The sequence below is a fragment of the Veillonella sp. CNR 79/14 genome (assembly GCF_003992185.1).
In the GTDB taxonomy this organism is placed as follows: domain Bacteria; phylum Bacillota; class Negativicutes; order Veillonellales; family Veillonellaceae; genus F0422.
In genome coordinates this window covers 1-21,847 of the sequence record NZ_RQVH01000011.1, presented here as the reverse complement: position 1 = coordinate 21,847, position 21,847 = coordinate 1, and the positions used below count along the sequence as shown (strand labels likewise).

20 protein-coding genes are annotated in these 21,847 nt (G+C 39.5%); all 20 read right to left on the bottom strand.

The window, feature by feature from the left end:
* Positions 1–249: 249 nt before the first annotated feature.
* A complete protein-coding gene (groL, locus tag EO119_RS05175) occupies positions 250–1,878 on the bottom strand; it encodes a chaperonin GroEL (protein WP_062403098.1) in 1,629 nt (542 codons plus the stop codon).
* A gap of 42 nt (positions 1,879–1,920) precedes the next feature.
* Positions 1,921–2,199, bottom strand: a complete 279-nt coding sequence (gene groES, locus EO119_RS05170; RefSeq protein WP_038144714.1) for a co-chaperone GroES — start codon at positions 2,197–2,199, stop codon at positions 1,921–1,923.
* Positions 2,200–2,372: 173 nt separating this feature from the next.
* Positions 2,373–2,945, bottom strand: coding sequence for an ANTAR domain-containing response regulator (locus EO119_RS05165; RefSeq protein WP_009353598.1), 573 nt, complete (start codon positions 2,943–2,945; stop codon positions 2,373–2,375).
* Positions 2,920–4,383: a sensor histidine kinase gene (locus EO119_RS05160; RefSeq protein WP_164725682.1), complete on the bottom strand. Its 1,464-nt coding sequence runs from the start codon at positions 4,381–4,383 to the stop codon at positions 2,920–2,922. Before EO119_RS05160 ends, EO119_RS05165 begins: the two co-directional genes overlap by 26 nt.
* Complete coding sequence (tsaD, locus tag EO119_RS05155; RefSeq protein WP_126940906.1) at positions 4,376–5,416, bottom strand: tRNA (adenosine(37)-N6)-threonylcarbamoyltransferase complex transferase subunit TsaD; 1,041 nt, start codon at positions 5,414–5,416, stop codon at positions 4,376–4,378. The genes EO119_RS05160 and tsaD overlap by 8 nt, the downstream gene beginning before the upstream one ends.
* Positions 5,413–5,865 (bottom strand): ribosomal protein S18-alanine N-acetyltransferase, encoded by a 453-nt coding sequence (gene rimI, locus EO119_RS05150; protein WP_009353597.1) that lies wholly within the window; start codon positions 5,863–5,865, stop codon positions 5,413–5,415. The genes tsaD and rimI overlap by 4 nt, the downstream gene beginning before the upstream one ends.
* Complete coding sequence (gene tsaB / locus EO119_RS05145) at positions 5,865–6,653, bottom strand: tRNA (adenosine(37)-N6)-threonylcarbamoyltransferase complex dimerization subunit type 1 TsaB (protein WP_164725681.1); 789 nt, start codon at positions 6,651–6,653, stop codon at positions 5,865–5,867. The genes rimI and tsaB overlap by 1 nt, the downstream gene beginning before the upstream one ends.
* Entirely contained in the window at positions 6,650–7,123 is a 474-nt protein-coding gene (gene tsaE, locus EO119_RS05140; protein WP_126940904.1) for a tRNA (adenosine(37)-N6)-threonylcarbamoyltransferase complex ATPase subunit type 1 TsaE, read from the bottom strand. Before tsaE ends, tsaB begins: the two co-directional genes overlap by 4 nt.
* Positions 7,120–9,093 carry a thiamine-phosphate kinase gene (thiL, locus tag EO119_RS08155; protein WP_206168793.1) on the bottom strand — a complete coding sequence of 658 codons (1,974 nt, stop codon included), beginning with the start codon at positions 9,091–9,093 and terminating at the stop codon, positions 7,120–7,122. The genes tsaE and thiL overlap by 4 nt, the downstream gene beginning before the upstream one ends.
* 216 nt (positions 9,094–9,309) lie before the next feature.
* Positions 9,310–10,038 (bottom strand): ABC transporter ATP-binding protein, encoded by a 729-nt coding sequence (locus tag EO119_RS05125; RefSeq protein ID WP_126940903.1) that lies wholly within the window; start codon positions 10,036–10,038, stop codon positions 9,310–9,312.
* Positions 10,039–11,580 (bottom strand): glycine betaine ABC transporter substrate-binding protein, encoded by a 1,542-nt coding sequence (locus EO119_RS05120; protein WP_126940902.1) that lies wholly within the window; start codon positions 11,578–11,580, stop codon positions 10,039–10,041.
* 113 nt (positions 11,581–11,693) lie between these two features.
* Positions 11,694–12,248, bottom strand: a complete 555-nt coding sequence (locus EO119_RS05115) for a GerMN domain-containing protein (protein ID WP_009353602.1) — start codon at positions 12,246–12,248, stop codon at positions 11,694–11,696.
* Positions 12,249–12,251: 3 nt separating this feature from the next.
* Positions 12,252–13,517, bottom strand: a complete 1,266-nt coding sequence (locus tag EO119_RS05110) for an N-acetylmuramoyl-L-alanine amidase (RefSeq protein ID WP_126940901.1) — start codon at positions 13,515–13,517, stop codon at positions 12,252–12,254.
* Between the two features lie 390 nt (positions 13,518–13,907).
* Positions 13,908–15,191, bottom strand: a complete 1,284-nt coding sequence (locus tag EO119_RS05105; RefSeq protein ID WP_062403123.1) for an APC family permease — start codon at positions 15,189–15,191, stop codon at positions 13,908–13,910.
* Between the two features lie 92 nt (positions 15,192–15,283).
* Entirely contained in the window at positions 15,284–16,630 is a 1,347-nt protein-coding gene (locus tag EO119_RS05100; protein ID WP_126940900.1) for an anaerobic C4-dicarboxylate transporter, read from the bottom strand.
* A gap of 113 nt (positions 16,631–16,743) precedes the next feature.
* Positions 16,744–17,352 (bottom strand): ABC transporter ATP-binding protein, encoded by a 609-nt coding sequence (locus tag EO119_RS05095; RefSeq protein ID WP_126940899.1) that lies wholly within the window; start codon positions 17,350–17,352, stop codon positions 16,744–16,746.
* Positions 17,339–18,169, bottom strand: coding sequence for an ABC transporter ATP-binding protein (locus EO119_RS05090; RefSeq protein WP_126940898.1), 831 nt, complete (start codon positions 18,167–18,169; stop codon positions 17,339–17,341). Before EO119_RS05090 ends, EO119_RS05095 begins: the two co-directional genes overlap by 14 nt.
* Positions 18,170–18,178: 9 nt before the next feature.
* On the bottom strand, positions 18,179–19,033 hold the full coding sequence (locus tag EO119_RS05085) for an ABC transporter permease (RefSeq protein ID WP_126940897.1): 855 nt from the start codon (positions 19,031–19,033) through the stop codon (positions 18,179–18,181).
* Positions 19,030–20,016, bottom strand: a complete 987-nt coding sequence (locus tag EO119_RS05080) for an ABC transporter permease (protein WP_126940896.1) — start codon at positions 20,014–20,016, stop codon at positions 19,030–19,032. Before EO119_RS05080 ends, EO119_RS05085 begins: the two co-directional genes overlap by 4 nt.
* Positions 20,017–20,033: 17 nt before the next feature.
* Positions 20,034–21,626 carry an ABC transporter substrate-binding protein gene (locus EO119_RS05075; RefSeq protein ID WP_240632829.1) on the bottom strand — a complete coding sequence of 531 codons (1,593 nt, stop codon included), beginning with the start codon at positions 21,624–21,626 and terminating at the stop codon, positions 20,034–20,036.
* Positions 21,627–21,847 lie beyond the last annotated feature (221 nt).

Here is a 21,847-nt window from a genome sequence, read left to right as displayed (position 1 = left end):
TGTCAATAATGATTTTCCATTAATTTTTATTATTCTTCATGTTATTAACTATAACATTATCAAGTTATTAATTATATATCATCCATATATATATGAAACTATACCCCAGAAGGATACCCAAGGCATTCAAGGGCATTTCTATATATCCCATATAACAAAAAGGGACTATGAAAGAATAGTCCTCTATTCTTTCACAGTCCCCATAGTATTTACTTAGTCAATACTGCGATCCACGGATGCAATCTGAAATTACATCATACCGCCCATACCACCCATTGGAGGCATTGGAGGCATCATTGGAGCATTTTCATCTACTTTGTCAGCTACAATGGATTCAGTAGTTAATACTAATGCTGCGATGGATGCTGCATTTTGTAAAGCAGAGCGTGTTACTTTAGCAGGGTCCACGATACCAGCTTTTACCATGTCTACATATTCTTCTGTTAATGCATTGAAACCGATGCCGCTTTCAGTAGATTTTACGCGTTCTACTACAACGGAACCTTCTAAACCTGCATTGTAAGCGATTTGGCGTAGTGGTTCTTCCACAGCACGGCGAACAAGATTTACACCTGTCAATACATCGCCAGTTGCTTCTATACCGTCTAATGCTGGGATGATGTCGATTAATGTAGTACCACCACCTGCAACGATACCTTCTTCTACAGCTGCACGAGTAGCGTTCAATGCGTCTTCGATGCGAAGTTTTTTATCTTTTAATTCCACTTCTGTTGCTGCACCTACTTCGATCACAGCGACACCACCAGACAATTTAGCCAAACGCTCTTGTAATTTTTCTTTATCGAATTCAGAAGTAGCTTCTTCTGCTTGTGCGCGAACTTGTGCTACACGACGAGCAATCACGTCTTTATTACCATTACCATCAACGATGATAGTTTCGTCTTTTGTGATGCGAACTTGACGAGCTGTACCCAAGTGTTCTAAATCTACATTCTCTAGTTTCAAGCCCACTTCTTCGCTGATGACGATACCACCAGTTAAGATAGCAATATCTTCTAACATAGCTTTACGACGATCGCCGAATCCAGGAGCTTTCACAGCTACTGCTTTTAATGTACCACGAAGGCGGTTCACTACTAATGTAGCCAATGCTTCGCCGTCTACGTCTTCAGCAATGATCACAAGTTCTTTACCAAGTTTTACAACTTTTTCAAGAGCTGGTAATAAATCAGCGATAACGGAGATTTTGCGGTCAGTGATCAAGATCAATGGTTCGTTCACAACTGCTTCCATTTTATCTGGGTCAGTTACCATGTAAGGAGATAGGTAACCGCGGTCGAATTGCATGCCTTCTACTACGTTCAATTCAGTTTGTAATGTTTTAGATTCTTCTACAGTGATAACACCGTCATTACCTACACGGTCCATTGCTTCTGCAATCAATGCGCCGATTTCTTCATCAGCTGCGGACACTGAAGCTACTTGAGCAATGTCTTGTTTACCATTTACATCAATCGCTTTGGATTGAATTTCAGCCACTAATTTTTTAACGGCTAATTCGATGCCTTTTTTAAGGATCATTGGGTTAGCACCAGCTGCTACATTGCGCATACCTTCTTGAATCATAGCTTGCGCCAAGACTGTAGCAGTAGTTGTACCATCACCAGCTACATCGTTAGTTTTAGTAGCAACTTCTTTCACTAATTGAGCACCCATGTTTTCAAATGGATCTGGAAGTTCAATATCGCGAGCGATGGTAACACCATCGTTAGTAATTGTTGGGGCACCAAATTTTTTCTCTAATACTACATTGCGACCTTTAGGTCCTAATGTTACTTTTACTGCATTTGCTAATTGGTCAACGCCACGGCCTAATGCACGGCGTGCTTCTTCGTTAAATAAAATTTCTTTTGCCATTGTATAGCCTCCTATATGGGGTTGTCCCCTTCTTTGGTCAGATTATAATACTGCTAAAATATCTTTTTCGCTGATGATTAAATGGTCAATGCCATCAATTTTGAACTCAGTACCAGCATATTTGGAGAACATAACTGTATCGCCCACTTTAACTTCTGGTGCTACACGTTCGCCATTGTCACATAATTTACCAGGACCCACAGCAATAACCGTACCTTCAGATGGACGTTCTTTTGTGGAAGATGCTAAAAAGATACCACTTTCCGTTTTTGTTTCTACTTCTAATACACGAATAATGACACGATCGCCTAATGGTTTCATTGTTATACCTCTTCTCTTATACACTATAATATCGATGTTAGCACTCAAGAGTGGTGAGTGCTAATCACAAGTATTATTATAAATCATTTTTAAATTTTTGCAAGTCTTTTTTGACTTTTTGACTAAATACTTTTTCATAGTTAAAACTTTGCTTCATAGCAGCCATAATTTTTTTATGATTTAGCCTCATGGGCTGCAATAATTTTCTTACAAGTATCTACGACACTAATCCGTTTATCCATACTGAAAGCACGTATTTTTTCATAGGCTTTTTCCTCAGAGAATCCGTGTAGTTCCATCAATATGCCCGTCGCTTTCGCCACATATTTTCGTTCTTCTAGGGAACTTTCCAATCCTTTGACCTGTTCTAGCAAGTTTTCTTCTTCTTGAAAACGACCCATAGCCATCTGCAGAGCTGGACCTAAGTCCGATTCTCGTAGAGGTTTTATTAAATAACCATACACTCCAGATTGAGATGCCTTTTGGATTAAATCATCTTGGCTGTACGCTGTTAATAGTACCACCGGAGCCAATCGTTGATGGCGAATTTGTCGAGCCGCTTCTATGCCATCTAATTCAGGCATCTTCACATCCATCAATACTATATCTGGTTGTACTGCTTGACATAGTTGAATAGCCTCTACACCATTACAACCTTCCCCTACAACGGTATGACCTTGGCTTTCTAATATATCTCGCAAGTCCATTCGAATGAGCGACTCATCGTCTACTACTAAGACGCGCATACTCTTCTCCTTTATAAATCCAAATATCTACCATAGTCCCTGTCCCTTGGGATGTCCAAGAAATTTTTCCATCCAATTCATTCCGCACTAAATTCTCTATAATCTGTAATCCTAAATGGCTCTTTCTAGTACTTTCAAAATCGTCTGGCAAACCACAGCCTGAGTCACGGATACTAATGTGTAGCATGTCATGATGTCCAACGTCCCTTACGTCTCGTACCTCTACCTGTACTTGACCTTCTATTCTATCTTTGAAAGCATGTTTAAAAAGATTGGAAAAGAGTTCATTCATTACCAAGGACACATAGCTGGCTTTGTGAGATGACATAATAATGTCTTCTCCAATATATTCCATGTCTATGCGTTGCTCAGAAGACCCTAACCCTTGTCGCAACAAGCGCCACAGTTCTTCTATAATACTGCGCAACGCCACATAGTCTTCATCAAAATTAGACACGATTTCATGGACAAGAGCCATACTTTCAATCCGATGAATACTGTTTTGTAAGGCTTGTTTTACATCTTCGGAAGTACTTCTTCTACTTTGCATGCGCAATAAACCCGCTACAGATTGCAAATTATTTTTCACTCGATGATGGACTTCTTTAATGACAGAATTTTTTACTAGTAACTGTTGATCCCGTTTTCGAAGCTCCGTCTTATCTTGTAACACCAAAATACCACGTTTCCATCTAACTCCAAGAACAACGGGAATCATCACTTGTCGCAAGGCAATATCACCATATAATTCTTCGTCAATCGTACCTAGTCTATCTTCTAAAGCCTTTTTAATACGACCTACTTTCAATGTGCTGCTATAGATTGATGTACCCTGTATGCGTCTGTCGATACCAAATATATCCCCTAATTTTTTCGCAGCACGGTTCGCATATAAAATAGTTCCATCCTGTTCAAAGAAAATAATTCCATCTAATACGGAAATCCCATCATATAACTCAGGTTGTTGTAATTGTGGTACTAACATTCCTTGAAACGTAGTCTGTGATACCATGGACATAAATTCATCATAACGATTAGAATACACTTCAGACACAGGATTAGTAAAGGCACAAGCACCAATACATTTGCCTCCATTATCTACAATAGGATAGATATAAGCGTGATAGGTTTCTACTGTAACCCCACTATCTGTTTCTTCTTCCCACTCCAATAGGCCTGCAAAAGGTTTTCCTGTATCTAATATCTGTTGAATCGGATGCTCTAGGGGTATGTCTAATTTCTGTACTGTCCCCGTATGACGACTATCCAACGCTCCACTAAGTAAAAGGTGTCCGTCCTTAGCTTGCACTAAGAGGGACACCCCTTGCTCACTGATAGCTTTACCAAAGCTTAATCGTTCAGAGAACTGCAATAGTAAAGCCTGTTGTGTAGGATATAAATCTGTTTCTTTGTCTAGGCTGTCTTTCCAACTAATCATGTTGGTTTCCTTTCCACAAATCACTGCCCAAGGGAATGGACGGCTTTGCATTCAAAGTGTAGTTACTGAATTTACCAGCTTGTGCCATATAATAGGCTCGGCAACCAATCATAGCTGCATTATCTGTAGCCAACATAGATCCCGCTGTGAGGTAAGTCAAATCTTCTGCTTCACACATGGCTTGTAAATCTCGTTGCAATCCACTGTTAGCCGACACGCCACCAGCTAGAGCGATTTTCGTTTCTCCTAATGTATGAGCCGCTTCTTTCATTTTTTCTACCAATACGTCCGTAATGGCCTTTTGAAAGGAGGCTGCTACATCTTCATGACAGATGGATTCACCTTTTTGTTGTTTTCCATTGATATAATTAAGAACAGCCGACTTCAAGCCACTGAAACTAAAATCGAAATTTCCTTTTTCTAATAAGGGTCTTGGAAACTCTATGGCATCCGGATTTCCCACTTTCGCCAACGCATCAATATGTGGCCCTCCTGGGTAAGGATAGCCTAATACGCGAGCGATTTTATCGAAGGCTTCACCTGCCGCATCATCACGTGTTTGTCCTAATACCTGAAAGCTTTCATAATCTGTCACATGAACAATCATGGTGTGCCCACCAGATACCACTAAGCACAAGAAAGGCGGTTCTAAATCAGGGTGTAACAAGAAATTTGCAAAGATGTGACCTTCCATATGATGAACGCCTATCAAAGGAATATCTTTTGCAAAGGACAGAGCCTTCGCCGCTGACACCCCTACCAACAAAGCTCCTACTAAACCAGGCCCATAAGTGACACCGATATGATCCATATCATCTAATGTCATATTCGCATCTACCAAAGCTTGGTCAATAACTGGCATAATCTGTTCTATATGATGTCGAGACGCCACTTCCGGAACAACACCACCAAACTTTCTATGTATGGGTACTTGACTGGAAATTACATTAGAAACGACCGTTCTGCCATTTTGCAACACTGCTGCCGATGTTTCATCACAACTAGTTTCAATAGCTAGTGTGTAGATACTCATGCCAGTTCCTCCATTTCTTTCCTCATAATCAGCCCATCTTCTACTGGATCTGAATAAAATTGTTTGCGTACTCCTACCGCTGTAAAGCCAAGTCTACGATACATGGCTTGAGCTGCAATATTGGAGACACGCACTTCTAAAAAAATATGCTTCATTCCTTGTTTACGGAGCATTTGCGTTAACTTACGAGTCATTTTAGATCCATAACCTGCACGACGATGTTCAGGATGTATGGCAATATTCGTAATCTGCCCTTCATCCAAAACTAACCAAGATCCTGCATAACCAATAATCTTGCCATCTTCTGCTTCTGCCACAAGGTATAGCTTATCTTCTACTTCTAAATCATCTAATAGAGCTTCCTTTGACCAAGGTGTTGAAAAACAGGCCCTCTCTATTTGGTAGATACCTTCAATATCACTTCGTAAGGCTTCTCGTAATGTGACCATTATCGTTCACCTGCTGCTTCACGGACTACTACCGTAGGTTCCACATAGTTACCAGTAGCTAAGATGTCTTTATTTTTCTCATCCCACACCACTTCCGCTTCCGATTTACGAATATAGAATGGCTCAATGGACTGCGCATCAGGAATCGTACCACTCACGAATTGTGGTAATGCCACTTGAATGACATGAGATGCCCGTGGGCGTTGTTTCGATTCATGACCGATAACAAGTCTAATAGGGTCAATACGGCCTTCTTCTACACCTAGAGCATATTCTTTTTCCAATCGCTTCAGACCATCCCCTACGATGACCACTGGAGTATCTCCAGATAGTTGTACTAATTTCTCTAGCAATTCAGTTACTTGATGTACTTCTATTGTATCTAAAGCAATCATATCCGCGCCATTCCACTCATACTGACGGCCATAGACCTGTTTCTTTTGTGCATCAATGACAGTGCATACCCGATAGTTAGAATACATAAAACTTTGGGCTAACACATCGGTGGTGAGCACGCCTACTACGGGTACATTCCAAGCATAAGCCAAAGCCTTTGCCGTGCCTAAGCCAATGCGCAAGCCTGTAAAGGAACCAGGCCCAATGGTTACGGCAATGCCGGTAATGTCAGATTTCTTTACTTTCCCCGTTGTCAGCACCGTTTCAATATGTGGCACCAATTGCTCAGAATGAGTAAGCCCTGCCTGTACAATGAGTTCGCTTCGTATTTCTTTGTCATTTCCTACCGCTACGCTAGCAACGGCGCTACTCGTTTCAATTCCTAAAATCATAGGTTCTCTCCTATGCATTGTAATGTTTCCGCTGAAAGTAAGTCCGTACGAACTGTAAACTGACGAGATCCATCATTACCGACAGAAATCTCAATCCACACTGTCGTATCTGGTAATTCATCGACAAACTTACTAGCCCATTCCACAACGGACTTCGTTTCCTCTGTATATTCGTAAAATCCGATGGTTTCCAGTTCTTCTACCAAGTCCATTCGATACAAATCGAAATGGTATAAGTTAGAACCATCTACTTCATAGGTGTTCATCAAGGCGAATGTAGGACTTGTCACTTCTTCTGTAACTCCAAAGCCCTTTGCAATCCCTTGGGAAAAATGCGTTTTCCCTGCTCCTAGCGTGCCATCCAGGGCAATACATATAGGACTTTCATAGTCTTTCATAAAATTCCCTAGCCTATAACCTAGAGCCAACGTTTCCTCTACGGAGTGTGTTGTATATTGTATGGTATTCATAGTATTCCTTTATCCAAATGATTATATCCTTTAGGTTCCACTCTCATCCATTGTCCATCACGGTCTACTAATACCTGTGCATTGCCTGTTTTAACATGTCCAATAATAGTGAAAGTCTCCTTAGGTAAGCTATCTGCTTTCTCAGCTGGTATGGTTCCCACTAGCTGAAAATCTTCGCCCCCTGTCCACATCGGAAAGTACAGGCTCATATGATGACTTTCACAATAGGCCTGCACCTCTGGATGGATTGGCAACGCACTTTCATCAATATAAATAATCACCTGCGATGCTTTGGCAATCTCGTTGAGCTCGCTGGACAAGCCGTCGCTGATGTCGTTCATAGACGTGGCACCTAAGTCTCTTGCTATTATACCACATTCTATATGAGGAATGGGCCGTTGATGGACAGACCTACTCACCGGATAGTCCTCGCTGCCCTCTAACAAACTGTGGAGACCCACATAAGATAAACCTAGACAATTCGTGATGAACACTGCATCACCATCTTGAGCACCACTGCGAAGGACAGATCGATTTGTTGGAACATCTCCAAACACTGTGGCAGAAATCACAAAAGGTCCTTCCGTTGATACTGTGTCTCCACCGATGATATTGACTCTATACTCCGCACATATGTCATGCAAACCTTGATACACTTCTTCTACATAGGACGTATGTCGCCCCTTAGGCACTGCAATAGACACCACCATATGCCGTGGGGTACCACCCATCGCTGCTATGTCGCTAATGTTTGCTGCCCCCAATCGATACCCTACATCAAAAGGGGCGGTGGTACTTTCACTAAAGTGGATGCCTTCTACCATCATGTCCGTGCTGACCAGTTGATCCACATCGCAAGGCGTATCATAGACAGCGCAGTCATCACCAACACCGACCTTTACGTATGTAGGATTATAGATACTGTGTTGGGTTAATTTGTCGATGAGAGCAAATTCGTCAAGCGACGATACCCTACCCTCAGGTACAGTAGTACTATTTTCCATATGACAGCGCATTTCCTTTACAGTTTCATTTCCTAAAGAAGTTCTATTACCCGAAGTAGTATCATAACCTACTATAGCATCCTCTGATATAGTGTCCATTTTTATAGTATAACCATCGTCATTATATTGTATGCTTTCTTCCTGTATGTTCCCGTTAGTACTATAAATATGCATACAACGATTCGATAACAAATGACTTTCGTCTAACAACAAATTCTGCAAGAAATGTTCTAAATATTCCGTTGTTCTATACACTCCTAGTTTCAAATTTTGATAATTGGCTCGTACTAAGGAATTTCTAAAGTACCACGCATGGTCAGCGAACATATCATTCGTCACTGTAAAGCCTAGGGTGCGGAGATATTTAATAAAAAATACAGCGGTCGTTCTCGTATTTCCTTCACCAAATACATGAATCTGCCACAATCTGGCAACAAAAGTAGCCAAATGACGAATCGTCTCTGACATATCCAAATTGGCATAGGAAAAATTTTTTTCTTGCTCTATGTCATAGCGTAAGGTTGCCCCTAGTTCAGACACGCTACCATAGGTCACCGTATCACCATCGAGAATCCATTCCTTTTTTGTGATATTGTAATCTCGTATACTGCCCGCATGAGCATAGATATCTGTAAACAATTGTCTATGAATCGATAGGTACTCATTCGGCGTAAAACTGAAAGCTTTCTCTAAGAGCAACTCCGACATACGAAGTGATACTATATCCGCTTCTGCTGTTCTATCTTCTTGATTCGGATAGGATTCATAATAATTTTCCAACAATGTATGAAGAACCTGTAGGGACATCTGCCCTTCAATATTCTTCTTTGCTAAGTCTACTAAATAGGCAGACGGCGTCAACCCATCGACAGCTTGTAAACCAATAGCTGTCTTCCAGGCTTGAGCTTTTTCATATTGACTAGCTTCACCTTGACGGATATATTCCTCAAAAGGATCCTTATGCATGGTACCACCTCGTTTCATTGTGTAATAACAAACTAACGTATCTATGCCGTTACGGATAATAACGATATACTATTGCAATTGAACTATAAGATCTGTATATCACTTTTCTATACACGTTGTTCTTATTGTACCATACTAGGGACCAAAGGATAATAAAAATAAAAGGAACCCCTATAAGGATTCCCTTTTACTATGTTTCCGTAGATTTGTATATCCCTACCGCGTCATCTCCACTAGCTGTTTCACATAGTCATTACTCGGATGATTCTTTACTTCCTCCGTTGTTCCATATTGTTGTATCTTACCTTCGTGCATGACAAGGATATGTGTGCCTAGCTTGAAAGCTTCGTGCATGTCATGGGTGATAAACACAATAGTACAGTCCGTTTGCTTATGAATATGTTTCAAGTCTTCTTGTAGTTGATACCTTGTAATAGAGTCCACTGCTCCAAATGGTTCATCCATGAGCAATATCTTCGGCGAGTTCGCATAGGCTCTGGCGATGCCAACCCGTTGTTGTTGACCTCCAGATAATTCCTTAGGATACTTTTCCTTACTATCTAGTGGTAAGCCCACTAATGAAAGCATGCGTTCTACAATAGCATCTACCTCTTCTTTCGGTGCACCCTCTAGTCTAGGCACATACCCAATATTCTCTGCTACTGTCATATGGGGGAACAGTCCATCCCCTTGAATAGCATAGCCAATCTTTCTCCGCAAAGAAATAATATCCTGATCGATAACACGAGTTCCAAAAATAGTAATATCTCCTTCGTCGGGTACTATCAATCCATTAATCATTTTTAAGAGTGTCGTTTTCCCTGACCCAGATGTGCCTACAATACAAAGAAAGTCACCTTCATTGATTGTTAGATTGCAATCTCTCACCACCCATTTGCCTTGATAGGATTTTCCAATATCTTTATATTCTATAATCTGATTCATCTAATTCACCACCAATCCTTTAGATTGCAAAAATTCCTTTGCCACTTGTTTCGGATCTTCCTTATCAATTTCTACCCTTTTATTCAGCTGTGCCATAGTACTTTCATCTAAGATACCGTCCAAACGATGTAATACCTTTTCTAGCTCAGGATGTTTTTGTAACGTTTCCTCACGAACAACCATGCCCGCCATATAGCTTGGGTAAAAGTTTCGATCGTCCTCTAATACTACAACCCGTGGATCAGACAGTTGACCATCTGTAGTAAACACAGTCATCGCATCAATTTTCTTATCAAACAAGGCTTGATATTTTAATCCATTGTCCATATCTACTTCTTTTTTGAAGTGATAGTTATAGGCTTTAGCTAACGCTTTATAACCATCTTCACGTTCAAAAAAATCATATTCTGCACCAAATGTTAGCTGTCCTGCATACTTCGCCAAATCAGTAAACGTTTTAATACCATATTCCTTCGCTAGATCTGCTCGAATGCCAATACTATAGGTATCGTTAAAACCAAACATGCCCTTCCACAAAAAATGATACTTGTCCTTGTACTCTACACTCAACATAGGAAACTTGTCATTCTTGTAGTCTTCCTTATGTTTCAACACGATTTGCCAAGATGTCCCTGTATACTCCGGATACATATCAAAATCGCCTCGCACCATGCCAGGATGAATATTAGATGTGCCGCCACCTACACCATGGGTGTACTTAACCTTCAAGTCAGTATCTGCCTCAATGAGAGTACCCACGATTTCCGCCAAAATGTATCCTTCCGATACAGGTTTTGATGCAATGTGAATGGTATCGTTTTTACTATACTGTTGCATTCCCAGGACACCAAAAATAATCACTAAGATAGCTCCCAATGCATAGCCTATTTTTTTATTCACTACCGTATGCATTTTGTGCTGTTCTACTAGTTTACCAATGAAGCCTAGTATGCCGTCTATGACCAAAGCTAAGAGAGCAATTAAAATACCGCCAATCCAAATCAATATTTCATTGTTAGTAGTTATACCACGGTAAATAGCAACTCCTAGACCCCCTGCCCCTACAAAGGAAGCAATCCCTGCTAAGGCGATGGTCATGGTCACCATATTCATAATAGCTCCGAAGATAACAGGAAATGCTAGCGGTAACTGTATTTTCCATAAAATTTGCCTATCTGTACTACCCATAGCACGGCTAGCCTCAATAATCTTTGGATCAATAGTGGTAATCCCTACATAGGTACTACGCACGATAGGTAACAACGCATAGATGGTAAGAGCAATAATAGCCGTCGTATTTCCCACACCAGTAAAAGAAATCAAAAAGCCCAACAAAGCAATTGAGGGTATGGTGTAAGCAATATTCACTACAGATATAACAGAATTAGCCAATTTTTGCTTCCGTGTGATGAACACTCCTATAGCCAAACCCAAAATCGTGGCAATGATGACTGCTGTAAAAGTAATTCCTATATGCTCTAGCAATAAATGCATATAAAATGGCCAGTTCTTACCTAACTCTTCTAATAAATTTTGTATCATCAAATCCTCCCTTTTTACAATATGTTTGTAGATCTTTTTTCATACTAAATTACCATGAATTTAAGGTATAAAAATGTTGGAGACTCTTTATGAAGAGTCCCCTAACATAGTACTTAATCTTTTACGATTTTATCTTTCATTTGTTTCAATGGACGCGTTAAATCAATATTACCATAAGTCGGCAAGGTCACTCCTTTTACCTTTACATACACCTTATGTACACCATCAAATTCCACTGCTGTATTGACGATAGATGCAATGCGAAGTGTGGCTGTTAAACCTGTAGCATCCTGTAAAAAGTCATCATTCAAAACCACGGTCACAGTATCATCATGTTTTGATGTTTCGACTACTTTTGTGCCTTTTGCAAAGACTGGATATTCTGCACGACCATCTTGCTCAATCATCAAATTTATGGCATCTTTTACCGTTTTACGCTCTTTATCAATCGTAAGCGGTTGTGGCATTACGCCTTTCCCATCTTGTCGCGGTACATAGACCACAATTTTTGTCATCTTATCCATCGCTTTTTTATCTTCTGATGTAGTCGATTGAACGGTTGTTTGTTTTCCTAGATCTAGTTTCAAATCTTGAGAATTACACCCCGCCAAAGCAATGACACAAACGCTCATCATAGCCACTAAGCCATAGCGTAATGATTGTTTCATGAATTAACCTCCAAAATAGATTTCCAACCCTTTTGCTAATTCATTAGCAAATTGTTGTCGTGTAGATGATTCTTTTAAATGACCTTCCTCCTTAGGATTTGAAATAAATCCTAACTCTACCAATATAGATGGCATAAAGGAATGTCGTAATACATACAGATTTCCTGGTTGAATACCACGATCACCATTAAATCCACTATGATCAGCAATCTGACCTTGTACGGAAGAAGCTAGTTTTTTCGACTGCTCAGATCCGTCAAAATAGTAGGTAGCAATCCCACCTACATTAGGATTGGAAAAAGAATTAATATGAATACTGATAAATGCATCAGCTTGATTAGCATTTGCCACATTCACACGAGCTTGTAATTCATCAACACCACTCGCATGTGGACCATACACATCTACATCTGTAGTACGAGTCAAGATAACTTTAGCACCTTTCGCTTCCAGTATAGATTTTAAATATTCTGATATAGGCAAGGTCACTTGCTTCTCTTGTAATCCGGTTGGTCCAATAGCACCTGGATCACTACCACCATGTCCAGGGTCCAACACAATAATCTTACCCTTGATGCCACCAGATGTGCGATAACTTACTGATTGTGGCACTGGTTTTTCTGGGATTGTTGGTAAGACAATTGGTTTTTTAGGTCCTTCCTTGGATTCTGTTTTTGCCGGTGAGTTTACCTTAGGTTTCTCCACCTTAGCCACTGGTTTTGGTATTTCCTTAGGTACAACAGGTTTTACCTCTGCAGATGTAGTAGCTACCACTGGTTTAGCAGCTACAGCAGATTTAGCCTCCACTACAGGCTTTTTCCCATAGTAGTTTTCTCGTGGAGCCACCCCTTTTTTCTGAATATCCACCACCATACGGTATGGCTTATTATTTACAGTGTCTTTTTTTAATGTAAATACTTTTAAATCTTCTACATCAATAGCTTTTGGTGTTTCAATTTTTACTAGCGTATCTTGTCCTTGTTGTGAAAGTGTAGCACTTTTAGCAATACCATCATCCATCATAATTGATGTAGGTGCTCCTGCTAGAGTAGCATTTTTTAGCACTAATGTAGTCGATGTACCACTAGCACTAATAGAAGCCGTAGCATGAACAGGACTTGATAAACTAAAGACCATTCTCACAAAAGGAATTGGTGCATCATTTCTTGTCACCCAATGAAGATCTGTCACATTCGCAGCCTTCGTGACACCAAACAGAACTGGTAACACCAATACTAACATACCCAATAGGGCAAATAACTTACGCAAATATCTCACTCCAATCTGTATTGCACTGGATAGTTTTCTTTAGACAGTATCCTTATTATACCATACTTGTGAGCTATATACATGAAAAAGTAATGAAAGTTATTCTTTTTACAATTTTATCTAAAATCCAGAACTAGCATCTGCTTGTGTATTTCTAGAAAAGATTCACTACATTGAGCATTTCATACAGTATATAAAAAGAAAATAAAAAAGAAACATAAGTAGGCTTTATGTATCCATCAAAACTGACTATATTACATGCCTACCTATGTTTCTTACTTTTATATATACATGTTATGTAGAGCTTTCCGCTCAATCATTCATAACCTACTTATAATCCTCTAATGATAAGAACCCACAAATATCTTATGAACTTATTATTTTAGGCGACTAAGCTGTTTGTTTTCCATTACGATTCATAATGTAGTACAATACAGCACCTACTACTAAGCCACCAAGTCCCCAGAATACTTTTTCCAAAGAAGATTGTGTTATCAACCAAACACTAACTACAATAGCTAATACTGGAATCACTGGTCCCATTGGAACACGGAACGTTCTATCCATATCTGGGCGTTTGCTTCTGAATACAAGTACTGCTAAGCATGTAGGTAAGTATTGAGCAAAACGAGATACTACGGAAATAGCTGCTAATTTTTCAAAACTACCAGTCCAAGATAATACAACTGCAAATACTACAGTGACAATAATAGCTACATAAGGAGCATCTTTTTTATTACGTTTGGATACTACTTTAGGAATCAGTCCATCATCCGCCATAGCTACCCCAGAACGTGGTGCCAAGAAGGAAGATGCTACGTTAATACCACCGATAGAAATCAGTGTACCTGCTGTAACAATTGCTTTCGCCAAAGGTCCCATGAACACAAAGGCTGCATCGGCTACAGGAGTTTTAGATGTAACAAGGGAATCACCCATGATACCAATACAAATCGCTTGAATTAAGATATATACAATAGATACCAGTGTTAATACAAGAATAATTGCTTTTGGCACATTGCGTTCAGGGTTTTCCATATCTTCCGCTGCTACCGCAATAGATTCAAAACCTGTGAAAGCGTAGAAAATAATTAAAGCTGCCGCTCCAAAGCTTGCTTGCGTCATATCTGGCACAGATTGCATTGGTTGGAAGTTAACACCTTTCACATAGAAAATACCTACTAGGATGAAGAAAATTAATGGCAACAATTTACCTATAGTTACGATATTATTGATAATTTTTGAAATCTTAACACCCATGATATTCATGATACCAAGTACCACGATAATCAATGTGGCAATCACATTTTTACCCATTTCTGTACTTGCTGGTTCCCATACCGCACCAAGAGCAGTAGCAAAACCTACTGCCATGGCAGACCAAGCAATTGTTGCAATTGCCCATTTCATAAAACCAACTTCAAAACCTACGAAGTTACCAAATGCTTCCTTTGCATAGACATATGGACCGCCGTTCTTATTGAACATACCGCCCATTTCGGCAAAACATAAGGCAATGGACATCACTAGTAGAGCATCGAATACGATAACCCATAAACTGTTGACGCCTACCAACGCAGCCGCTTTACCTGGAAGCAGGAAAATTCCTGTACCAATAATTGCATTCACCCCTAAGAGTATGATACTCATGAGGCCTAACTTGTTGTTTAACATACTACTTTCTCCTTGTACTGTTGCCTTTCAAAGCTCATAGTTGTACTACTAGAATGTATATACAGACAGTATATACATATCATCACATCATATTAGAATAATGCGTGAGCAATAAAATACCCAACAACACAGCTTGTAAATACTCCGATAATACCTGGAATAATAAAGCTATGATTAATAACAAATTTACCAATTCGTGTTGTACCAGAACGGTCAAAACCAATACATGCTAAGTCAGATGGATACGTTGGCAATACAAAGTATGCATAACATGCAGGTATGAAGGATAACACAATCAATGGATCTACGCCTACACTTAAACCCATTGGCACCACGATAGCGAGTGCTGCTGCTTGAGAGTTAACCAATTTAGAAATGATAAACAATACAAGTGCATAGGTCCATGGATGCTCTACTACCACACTCGATAGAGTTGTTTTGAATTGTGGAATATAGGCACCAAAATAGGTTTCTGCCATCCAAGCTACACCGTATACCGACACAACAGCAATCATACCAGATTTGAATACAGAACCACTTGTTACATCGCTAACTTTTACTTTACAAACCAACAGAATTAAAGCTGCCATCACAAGCATCGCAATTTGAATTGTTGGAGTCATGGATAATGGTTTCCATAGACCTTTTGCATTAGGAACTAATGGCAATAATTGGTTAGGGAAACTACCGAATAAAGCAATGACCAAAATACCTAGTAAGAAAATGATGGTTGCCCAATATGCTGTGCGAGGAAGTTCTTTTACAACACTAGCTTCTTTATTCTCTTCATAGATATAGGCACGTTGTTCAGGATCTTGAATACGAGCTTGGAAGTCAGGGTCATTGGCCAATTCCTTACCACGACGCATACTCCATACACCAGCTACAATAACGCCAATAAATGTAGCTGGAATTGTAATGGATAAAATCGTTACCACGCTAGCTGGGAAGTTGACTGCCCCTAACATAGCTACTACAGATACAACCGCAACGGATGCTGGAGATGCACAAATCCCCATTTGAGAAGCTATGGATGCCACAGCCATTGGTCGTTCTGGACGAATCCCCTCTTTGATAGAAATGTCATAGATGATTGGGAACATCGTATACACTACGTGTCCTGTTCCGCATAACACAGTTAAGAACCATGTTGTGATCGGCGCTAAAATAGTAATTTGTTTGGGATTACTACGAAGAAATTTTTCTGCGTATACAAGCATGACATCCAAACCTTTGGAAGCTTGTAAGAAACCAGAACAAGTTACAACTGCCATAATCGTTAGCATTACGTCAATTGGCGGTTTACCGGGTACAAGACCAATTACAAATACGTAAATAGCAAGACCGATACCAGATACAGCGGCTAAGCCTAAGCCACCATGTCTTACACCAACAATTAAGCAAGCTAACAATAGAATAAATCCGAATAAAATAATCATGAAATTACTAAATCCTTTCTAATAAAAAAATCACTTGTCGTATACATTATACGGCAAGTGACGTAATAAAAACAGTGATAAACCGCTTCTATAGGATATATTTTACATGAAAGTTAGTTATTAATTACATTCATTTCCACTAATTCTTCACAAACTCGGTTTGCTAAATGACGATTATGCGTAATCAGCACCAATGTCATATTGTGCTTATCTACTTCTTCTAAAATGACAGACCATAATTGCGCTTGTGTAATCGCATCTAAACTAGCGGTAATCTCGTCTGCTATCAATACTTTCGTCTGTGGTGAAAGAGCACGTAAAATAGAGATCCGTTGTAATTGACCACCAGATAATTCATTAGGCCAACGAGACAACCATTCTCTTTCGATGCCCATACGATCCAATAAGGACTCTGGAATATCCCAAGCTTCATCTAAACTCTTTTTGAGTTTCCATCTAGGGTTTAAGGCTTTTTCAGGATGTTGATAAATCAATTGAATCGGATTGTATCCTTGTATCTCCCGAATATCTTGCCCATCTAAGGTGACGATGCCACTTCTTTGCAACATATACCCTGCTAAAATTTTAGCTAATGTGCTTTTACCATATCCACTAGGACCCAGTAATGCAATACGCTTACCTTGTTCAATTTGTAAAGACACATCATTCAGTACAAATTCACCCCCATGATACCCAAAGGTGAGATTTTTAATGTCTAACATCATATCCCTCCTTTGTCATCAAAAATTGTTCAACTTCTGCTTTAGAATAGTCCCTAAACTCATTCTGTGGCAATGCATTAAATAAAGCACGTGTATACGGATGTGTTAACAGCTCTGGACTTTGAAAGTTTCTTGCCTCTGTCACATCAATTAAGCGACCATCATAAAATACAGCTACACGATCTGCCACATGAATAGCCAAATCTAAGTCATGGGTAATGAGCATACAGCTTTTTCCTTCATTCGCCATATCACGGAACATCTGTAAGGCTTGCACAGCATCTTTCATTTCCATACCAGGAGTTGGTTCGTCCGCTACAATAAACTGAGCATGACTAATCAATGCTGTCGATACTAGCACGCGCCGTGCCATACCACCAGATAGTTCAAAGGGATACATACGACTCACACCTTCACGCAATGCTAATTTCGCAAATACGGCTTCTTGTTCCGCCATATTCCCTGTTAGTCCAACAACTTGTTTTCCCACTTTCATAGTCGGATCCAAATAGGTGATCGACTGTGGTACTAGAGCCATCTCTGAACCACGATAGAGTTCTTGTTGTTTCGGAGTTAACTCTTCTCCTTTATAGAAAATCTTCCCATCCACAGTAGAGTTATAAGGCAATAATCCCATAATAGCGTGCGCTAACAAGGATTTTCCTGACCCGCTGGCACCGACTACGGCTAATATTTCTCCTGTGTAGACACTCAGTGAAATATCCTTAATCCCCTGTACATGGCGTTTTGAAAGTTTCCCTTGGTACATTTCAAACGTGACTGCAAGGTTCTCTACCCGCAATAATTCTTCTTTCATGAGAACCTCCTATCGCTGCGAATGTGCAGGGTCGAATAACTCTTTTAAAGCTTCTCCCAATCGATCAAAGAAAAATACCACAACCATTAATGTCATGCCAGGGAAAAAGGCCAACCACCATAATCCTAAAGAGATATGACGAATCGATTCAGACAATATGATACCAATAGCTGGTAAGTCTAATGGTAACCCATAGCCTAAAAAGGTAATGCCAGCTTCATGCAAGATAGCATGAGGAAACAATAACACAAGACCAATGATATATTGTGGTAAAACATGTGGCACAAAATGCTCTTTGGCAATACGGAAATAGGAATGACCATAATTACGCGCTGCCAACACATATGGTTCTTTACGAAGTTGCATGACCTCTGCCCGTATCAATCGTGTTAAGCGAGTCCAATGTGTCGCCACCACACCGATGACAATACCTTTCATTCCTCCCCCTAAGGACACAGAAATCATGAGGATTAGCAAAATATGCGGAACCCCCATACATAAATCAACAAGCCACAAGATAAAGGCATCTACTTTTCCACCAAAGGTAGCAGATAAAGTTCCTAGCACCAATGCTATACAAGAACTGACAAAAGCAGCCAATAATCCTACTTGAATACTAATCGATAGACCTTTGATACAACGATATAGCATATCTCTTCCCATATGGTCAGTACCAAATATATATTGCAAGGACGGCTCTGCGTATTTATTACCATAATTGATTGCATAACTTTCTTCTGGCATAAGTGCCCCTGCAATGGTAATCAATACAAGGACAACAGATACAAAAGATGCTAACAGCAACATTTTTTTACGTCTTGTCCAAGAATGAACAGTCGATACTTCTATTACATCGTCATTCATATCTCATGTCCCCCTTTCCTAATTTCTGGATTCACCACTGCATACAATATATTAGCAATTAAATTGCCAACAAATACAAAGATGGCACTAAAAAATGAAATACCTAATAATAATGGAACATCTCCTCGCAAACCTGCCAATGTCACCGCACTACCTAAACCAGGATAGGAGAATACGACTTCTGTTAAAATGGCACCTCCGAATAGTTCAGCAAAAGATGCAAAATGTAATATAATCGCTGGAATCATCACATTCCTCAACCCATGTCGTAACACACGTTGCCACAGCGTTTCCCCTCTAGCTTCTGCAAATAACATATAATTACTGCCTAAGCAATCGATCATCTTTTGTCTCGTATGTAGAGTGATAGCAGAGACACCCGTAACCGCTAAAGTTAATGCGGGTAAGACCACATGGTATAATCGCTCTGCCCATGTGACATCTGCCCCGATTTTACCAATGGGAGTGGATAAGGCAAAGGGAAACCATTGTAATTCCACTGCAAAAATAAATAGCACCACAATGCCTAACCAAAAGGTTGGTATAGATACGCACAACAAGGAAAACCCATTGATGATTTTATCAATCCATGTTCCCTCGTATACGCCACTGACGATACCAAAGAAAAACCCTACCAATCCAGCTAGTACCCATGAAAGCATCATTAACAAAAGAGTTTCTTGGAACTTCTCAGCAATGACATTAATAACAGGTTCATTGTAAAGGAAGGAAACTCCCCAATTACCTTGTAACAAGTCTGCTGCCCAAATACAGTATCGTTCTACTGGTGGCTTATCAAATTGCCAGAAAGCAGCCATAGCCGCTTTTTGCTCCTCCGTCACAGATAATCCCGAAAAATACGCATCAATTGGATCAATCGGAGAAATAACTAAGAGCAAAAAGCTAACTACGCTGACAGCAAATATCAAAAGTACCACACGAATAAGTTGTTGTCTAATAAAAGACCAAATTTGCTGATTCATATGTAATCCTTACTATACTATTTCCATTGCCATTGAGAAAGATTTGCTATAATACCCATGCCTTGTCCACGTTGATTAACGCCTACATTACCTAGGTCTAGACCATCACGAACTAAATATGGAACGGATACATTGGCAATCCATAAATATGGTACATCTTCTTTTATACCTGTTTTTCCATCCCATTGAGCCAACTTAAATTCTTTAATCGCTTCATCCCAGCTGTTAGCTGCCAATGCCGCATCAATATGAGCATCTACTGTTGGATTGCTATACATAGCTGGGTTATTAATTACGTTTTTACCAATTTGGGAACTATGGAAATACATGTAAAGAGACAATGGATTAAAGTCACTAGAATTCCAAATTGTAGGTACATTACGAGCAATTTTACGAGCATCAGACCATGCCATAGATTCCGCAATCATATTGATGCCCAATTTTTTTGCATCCGCTGCTAGCGCTACTGCTGTATTATAACGTTGTAAATCGTTGGAACGACCGGAAATTTTAAATTCAGCTTTTACGCCATTTTTTTCACGAATTCCATCACCATCTGTGTCTTTCCATCCAGCATCTTCAAGAATTTTTTTCGCTTCTTCTACACGATTATCTGTGATATTTAATTCTGGATTAACCCATGCTAGCTCTTTGGAATACATGTATGTTGGTTCACCAAATCCATTCAATGCATTTTTGATAATTTCTGCACGATTAATACCAATATTTAAAGCTTTACGAATGGCTGGATCAGACGTAATATTATTACCTACTTTCATACCATTTTCTTCACGTTCTGGTTGTGTTGGAAGATTCAATGTAAAAGAAGCTATAGTTTGCATCGTAAATACTTTCATATTATCTACTTTTGCATTCGCATAGTCAGAGTTCAAGAATAAAACATCCACTTGACCAGATTTAGCCGCTGCTACTGCAGCATCTTCAGCAATATTTAAAACTGTCACTTTTTTTAATTTTGGTTTTTCACCATAATAATATTCATTCGGTTCCATAATTAACTGTTGCTCTTTTTGGAATGCCACTACTTTCCATGGACCAGAACCAATTGGTTGTGAACCGTAAGTTTCTTTATTATACGCATGGGCTGGTACAATCCCCAATGTAGAAGTTATTTCAAGAAATGGAGACCAAGGTTTTTTCAATGTAAATTCTACCGTATAGTCATCTTTTGCCACGACTGATTCCATGAAAGTAAGATCTACATAGCCACCTGCCTTTTGTGCTGTTTCATAAGTAAATACAATATCTTTAGCTGTTAGTGGTTGACCATCAGAGAACTTAACATCATCACGAATTTTAAATGTATAATGCAAGCCATCTGGAGATATGGTTACATCTTTCGCTAAATCCATTTCCAGTTCTTTTTTATCATTTCTTGTATATAACGCAGAGTGGAATGGATCCGCAGCCCACATACCCCATCCACTAGTAGGGTCATAACCACCATTAATCATATATTTCCCCATGGAAATAACAATTTCTCCCTTGGCTGCACGATCAGCTCTCGCCTGATAACTATTGCCACCGCAACCAGCGATCGTTAAAAATGCCATAATCGTGGTTACAAGCATAAATAATCTTTTTAACATAACGTACGCCCTTTCAAAAATAAAATATTTATACCCTAAACTTAAAACCTATATCCTCCTTTCGAATAAAACATAATCATTAAACGGATATATAATTAATCATCTTTATAAAAAATCCATAGTGCACCTATCGTATAAAAAAGATACCCTCTTCTTATATAAATTAGGTAACCACTATTGATTACAAACATCATAAAACAACTTTAGATATATTCTAAAAT

Bases quoted from the DNA above. Each gene is read 5' to 3' on its own strand.
- EO119_RS05095 (WP_126940899.1), bottom strand. From the start codon at position 17,352: ATGTTAGACATTAAAAATCTCACCTTTGGGTATCATGGGGGTGAATTT.
- EO119_RS05085 (WP_126940897.1), bottom strand. From the start codon at position 19,033: ATGAATGACGATGTAATAGAAGTATCGACTGTTCATTCTTGGACAAGA.
- tsaD (WP_126940906.1), bottom strand. From the start codon at position 5,416: ATGAGTATCTACACACTAGCTATTGAAACTAGTTGTGATGAAACATCG.
- EO119_RS05115 (WP_009353602.1), bottom strand. From the start codon at position 12,248: ATGAAACAATCATTACGCTATGGCTTAGTGGCTATGATGAGCGTTTGT.
- EO119_RS05090 (WP_126940898.1), bottom strand. From the start codon at position 18,169: ATGAAAGAAGAATTATTGCGGGTAGAGAACCTTGCAGTCACGTTTGAA.
- EO119_RS05120 (WP_126940902.1), bottom strand. From the start codon at position 11,580: ATGATACAAAATTTATTAGAAGAGTTAGGTAAGAACTGGCCATTTTAT.
- tsaE (WP_126940904.1), bottom strand. From the start codon at position 7,123: ATGAATACCATACAATATACAACACACTCCGTAGAGGAAACGTTGGCT.
- groL (WP_062403098.1), bottom strand. From the start codon at position 1,878: ATGGCAAAAGAAATTTTATTTAACGAAGAAGCACGCCGTGCATTAGGC.
- groES (WP_038144714.1), bottom strand. From the start codon at position 2,199: ATGAAACCATTAGGCGATCGTGTCATTATTCGTGTATTAGAAGTAGAA.
- EO119_RS05125 (WP_126940903.1), bottom strand. From the start codon at position 10,038: ATGAATCAGATTATAGAATATAAAGATATTGGAAAATCCTATCAAGGC.
- EO119_RS05165 (WP_009353598.1), bottom strand. From the start codon at position 2,945: ATGCGCGTCTTAGTAGTAGACGATGAGTCGCTCATTCGAATGGACTTG.
- thiL (WP_206168793.1), bottom strand. From the start codon at position 9,093: ATGCATAAGGATCCTTTTGAGGAATATATCCGTCAAGGTGAAGCTAGT.
- EO119_RS05160 (WP_164725682.1), bottom strand. From the start codon at position 4,383: ATGATTAGTTGGAAAGACAGCCTAGACAAAGAAACAGATTTATATCCT.
- rimI (WP_009353597.1), bottom strand. From the start codon at position 5,865: ATGGTCACATTACGAGAAGCCTTACGAAGTGATATTGAAGGTATCTAC.
- EO119_RS05105 (WP_062403123.1), bottom strand. From the start codon at position 15,191: ATGTTAAACAACAAGTTAGGCCTCATGAGTATCATACTCTTAGGGGTG.
- EO119_RS05075 (WP_240632829.1), bottom strand. From the start codon at position 21,626: ATGTTAAAAAGATTATTTATGCTTGTAACCACGATTATGGCATTTTTA.
- EO119_RS05100 (WP_126940900.1), bottom strand. From the start codon at position 16,630: ATGATTATTTTATTCGGATTTATTCTATTGTTAGCTTGCTTAATTGTT.
- EO119_RS05080 (WP_126940896.1), bottom strand. From the start codon at position 20,016: ATGAATCAGCAAATTTGGTCTTTTATTAGACAACAACTTATTCGTGTG.
- tsaB (WP_164725681.1), bottom strand. From the start codon at position 6,653: ATGATTTTAGGAATTGAAACGAGTAGCGCCGTTGCTAGCGTAGCGGTA.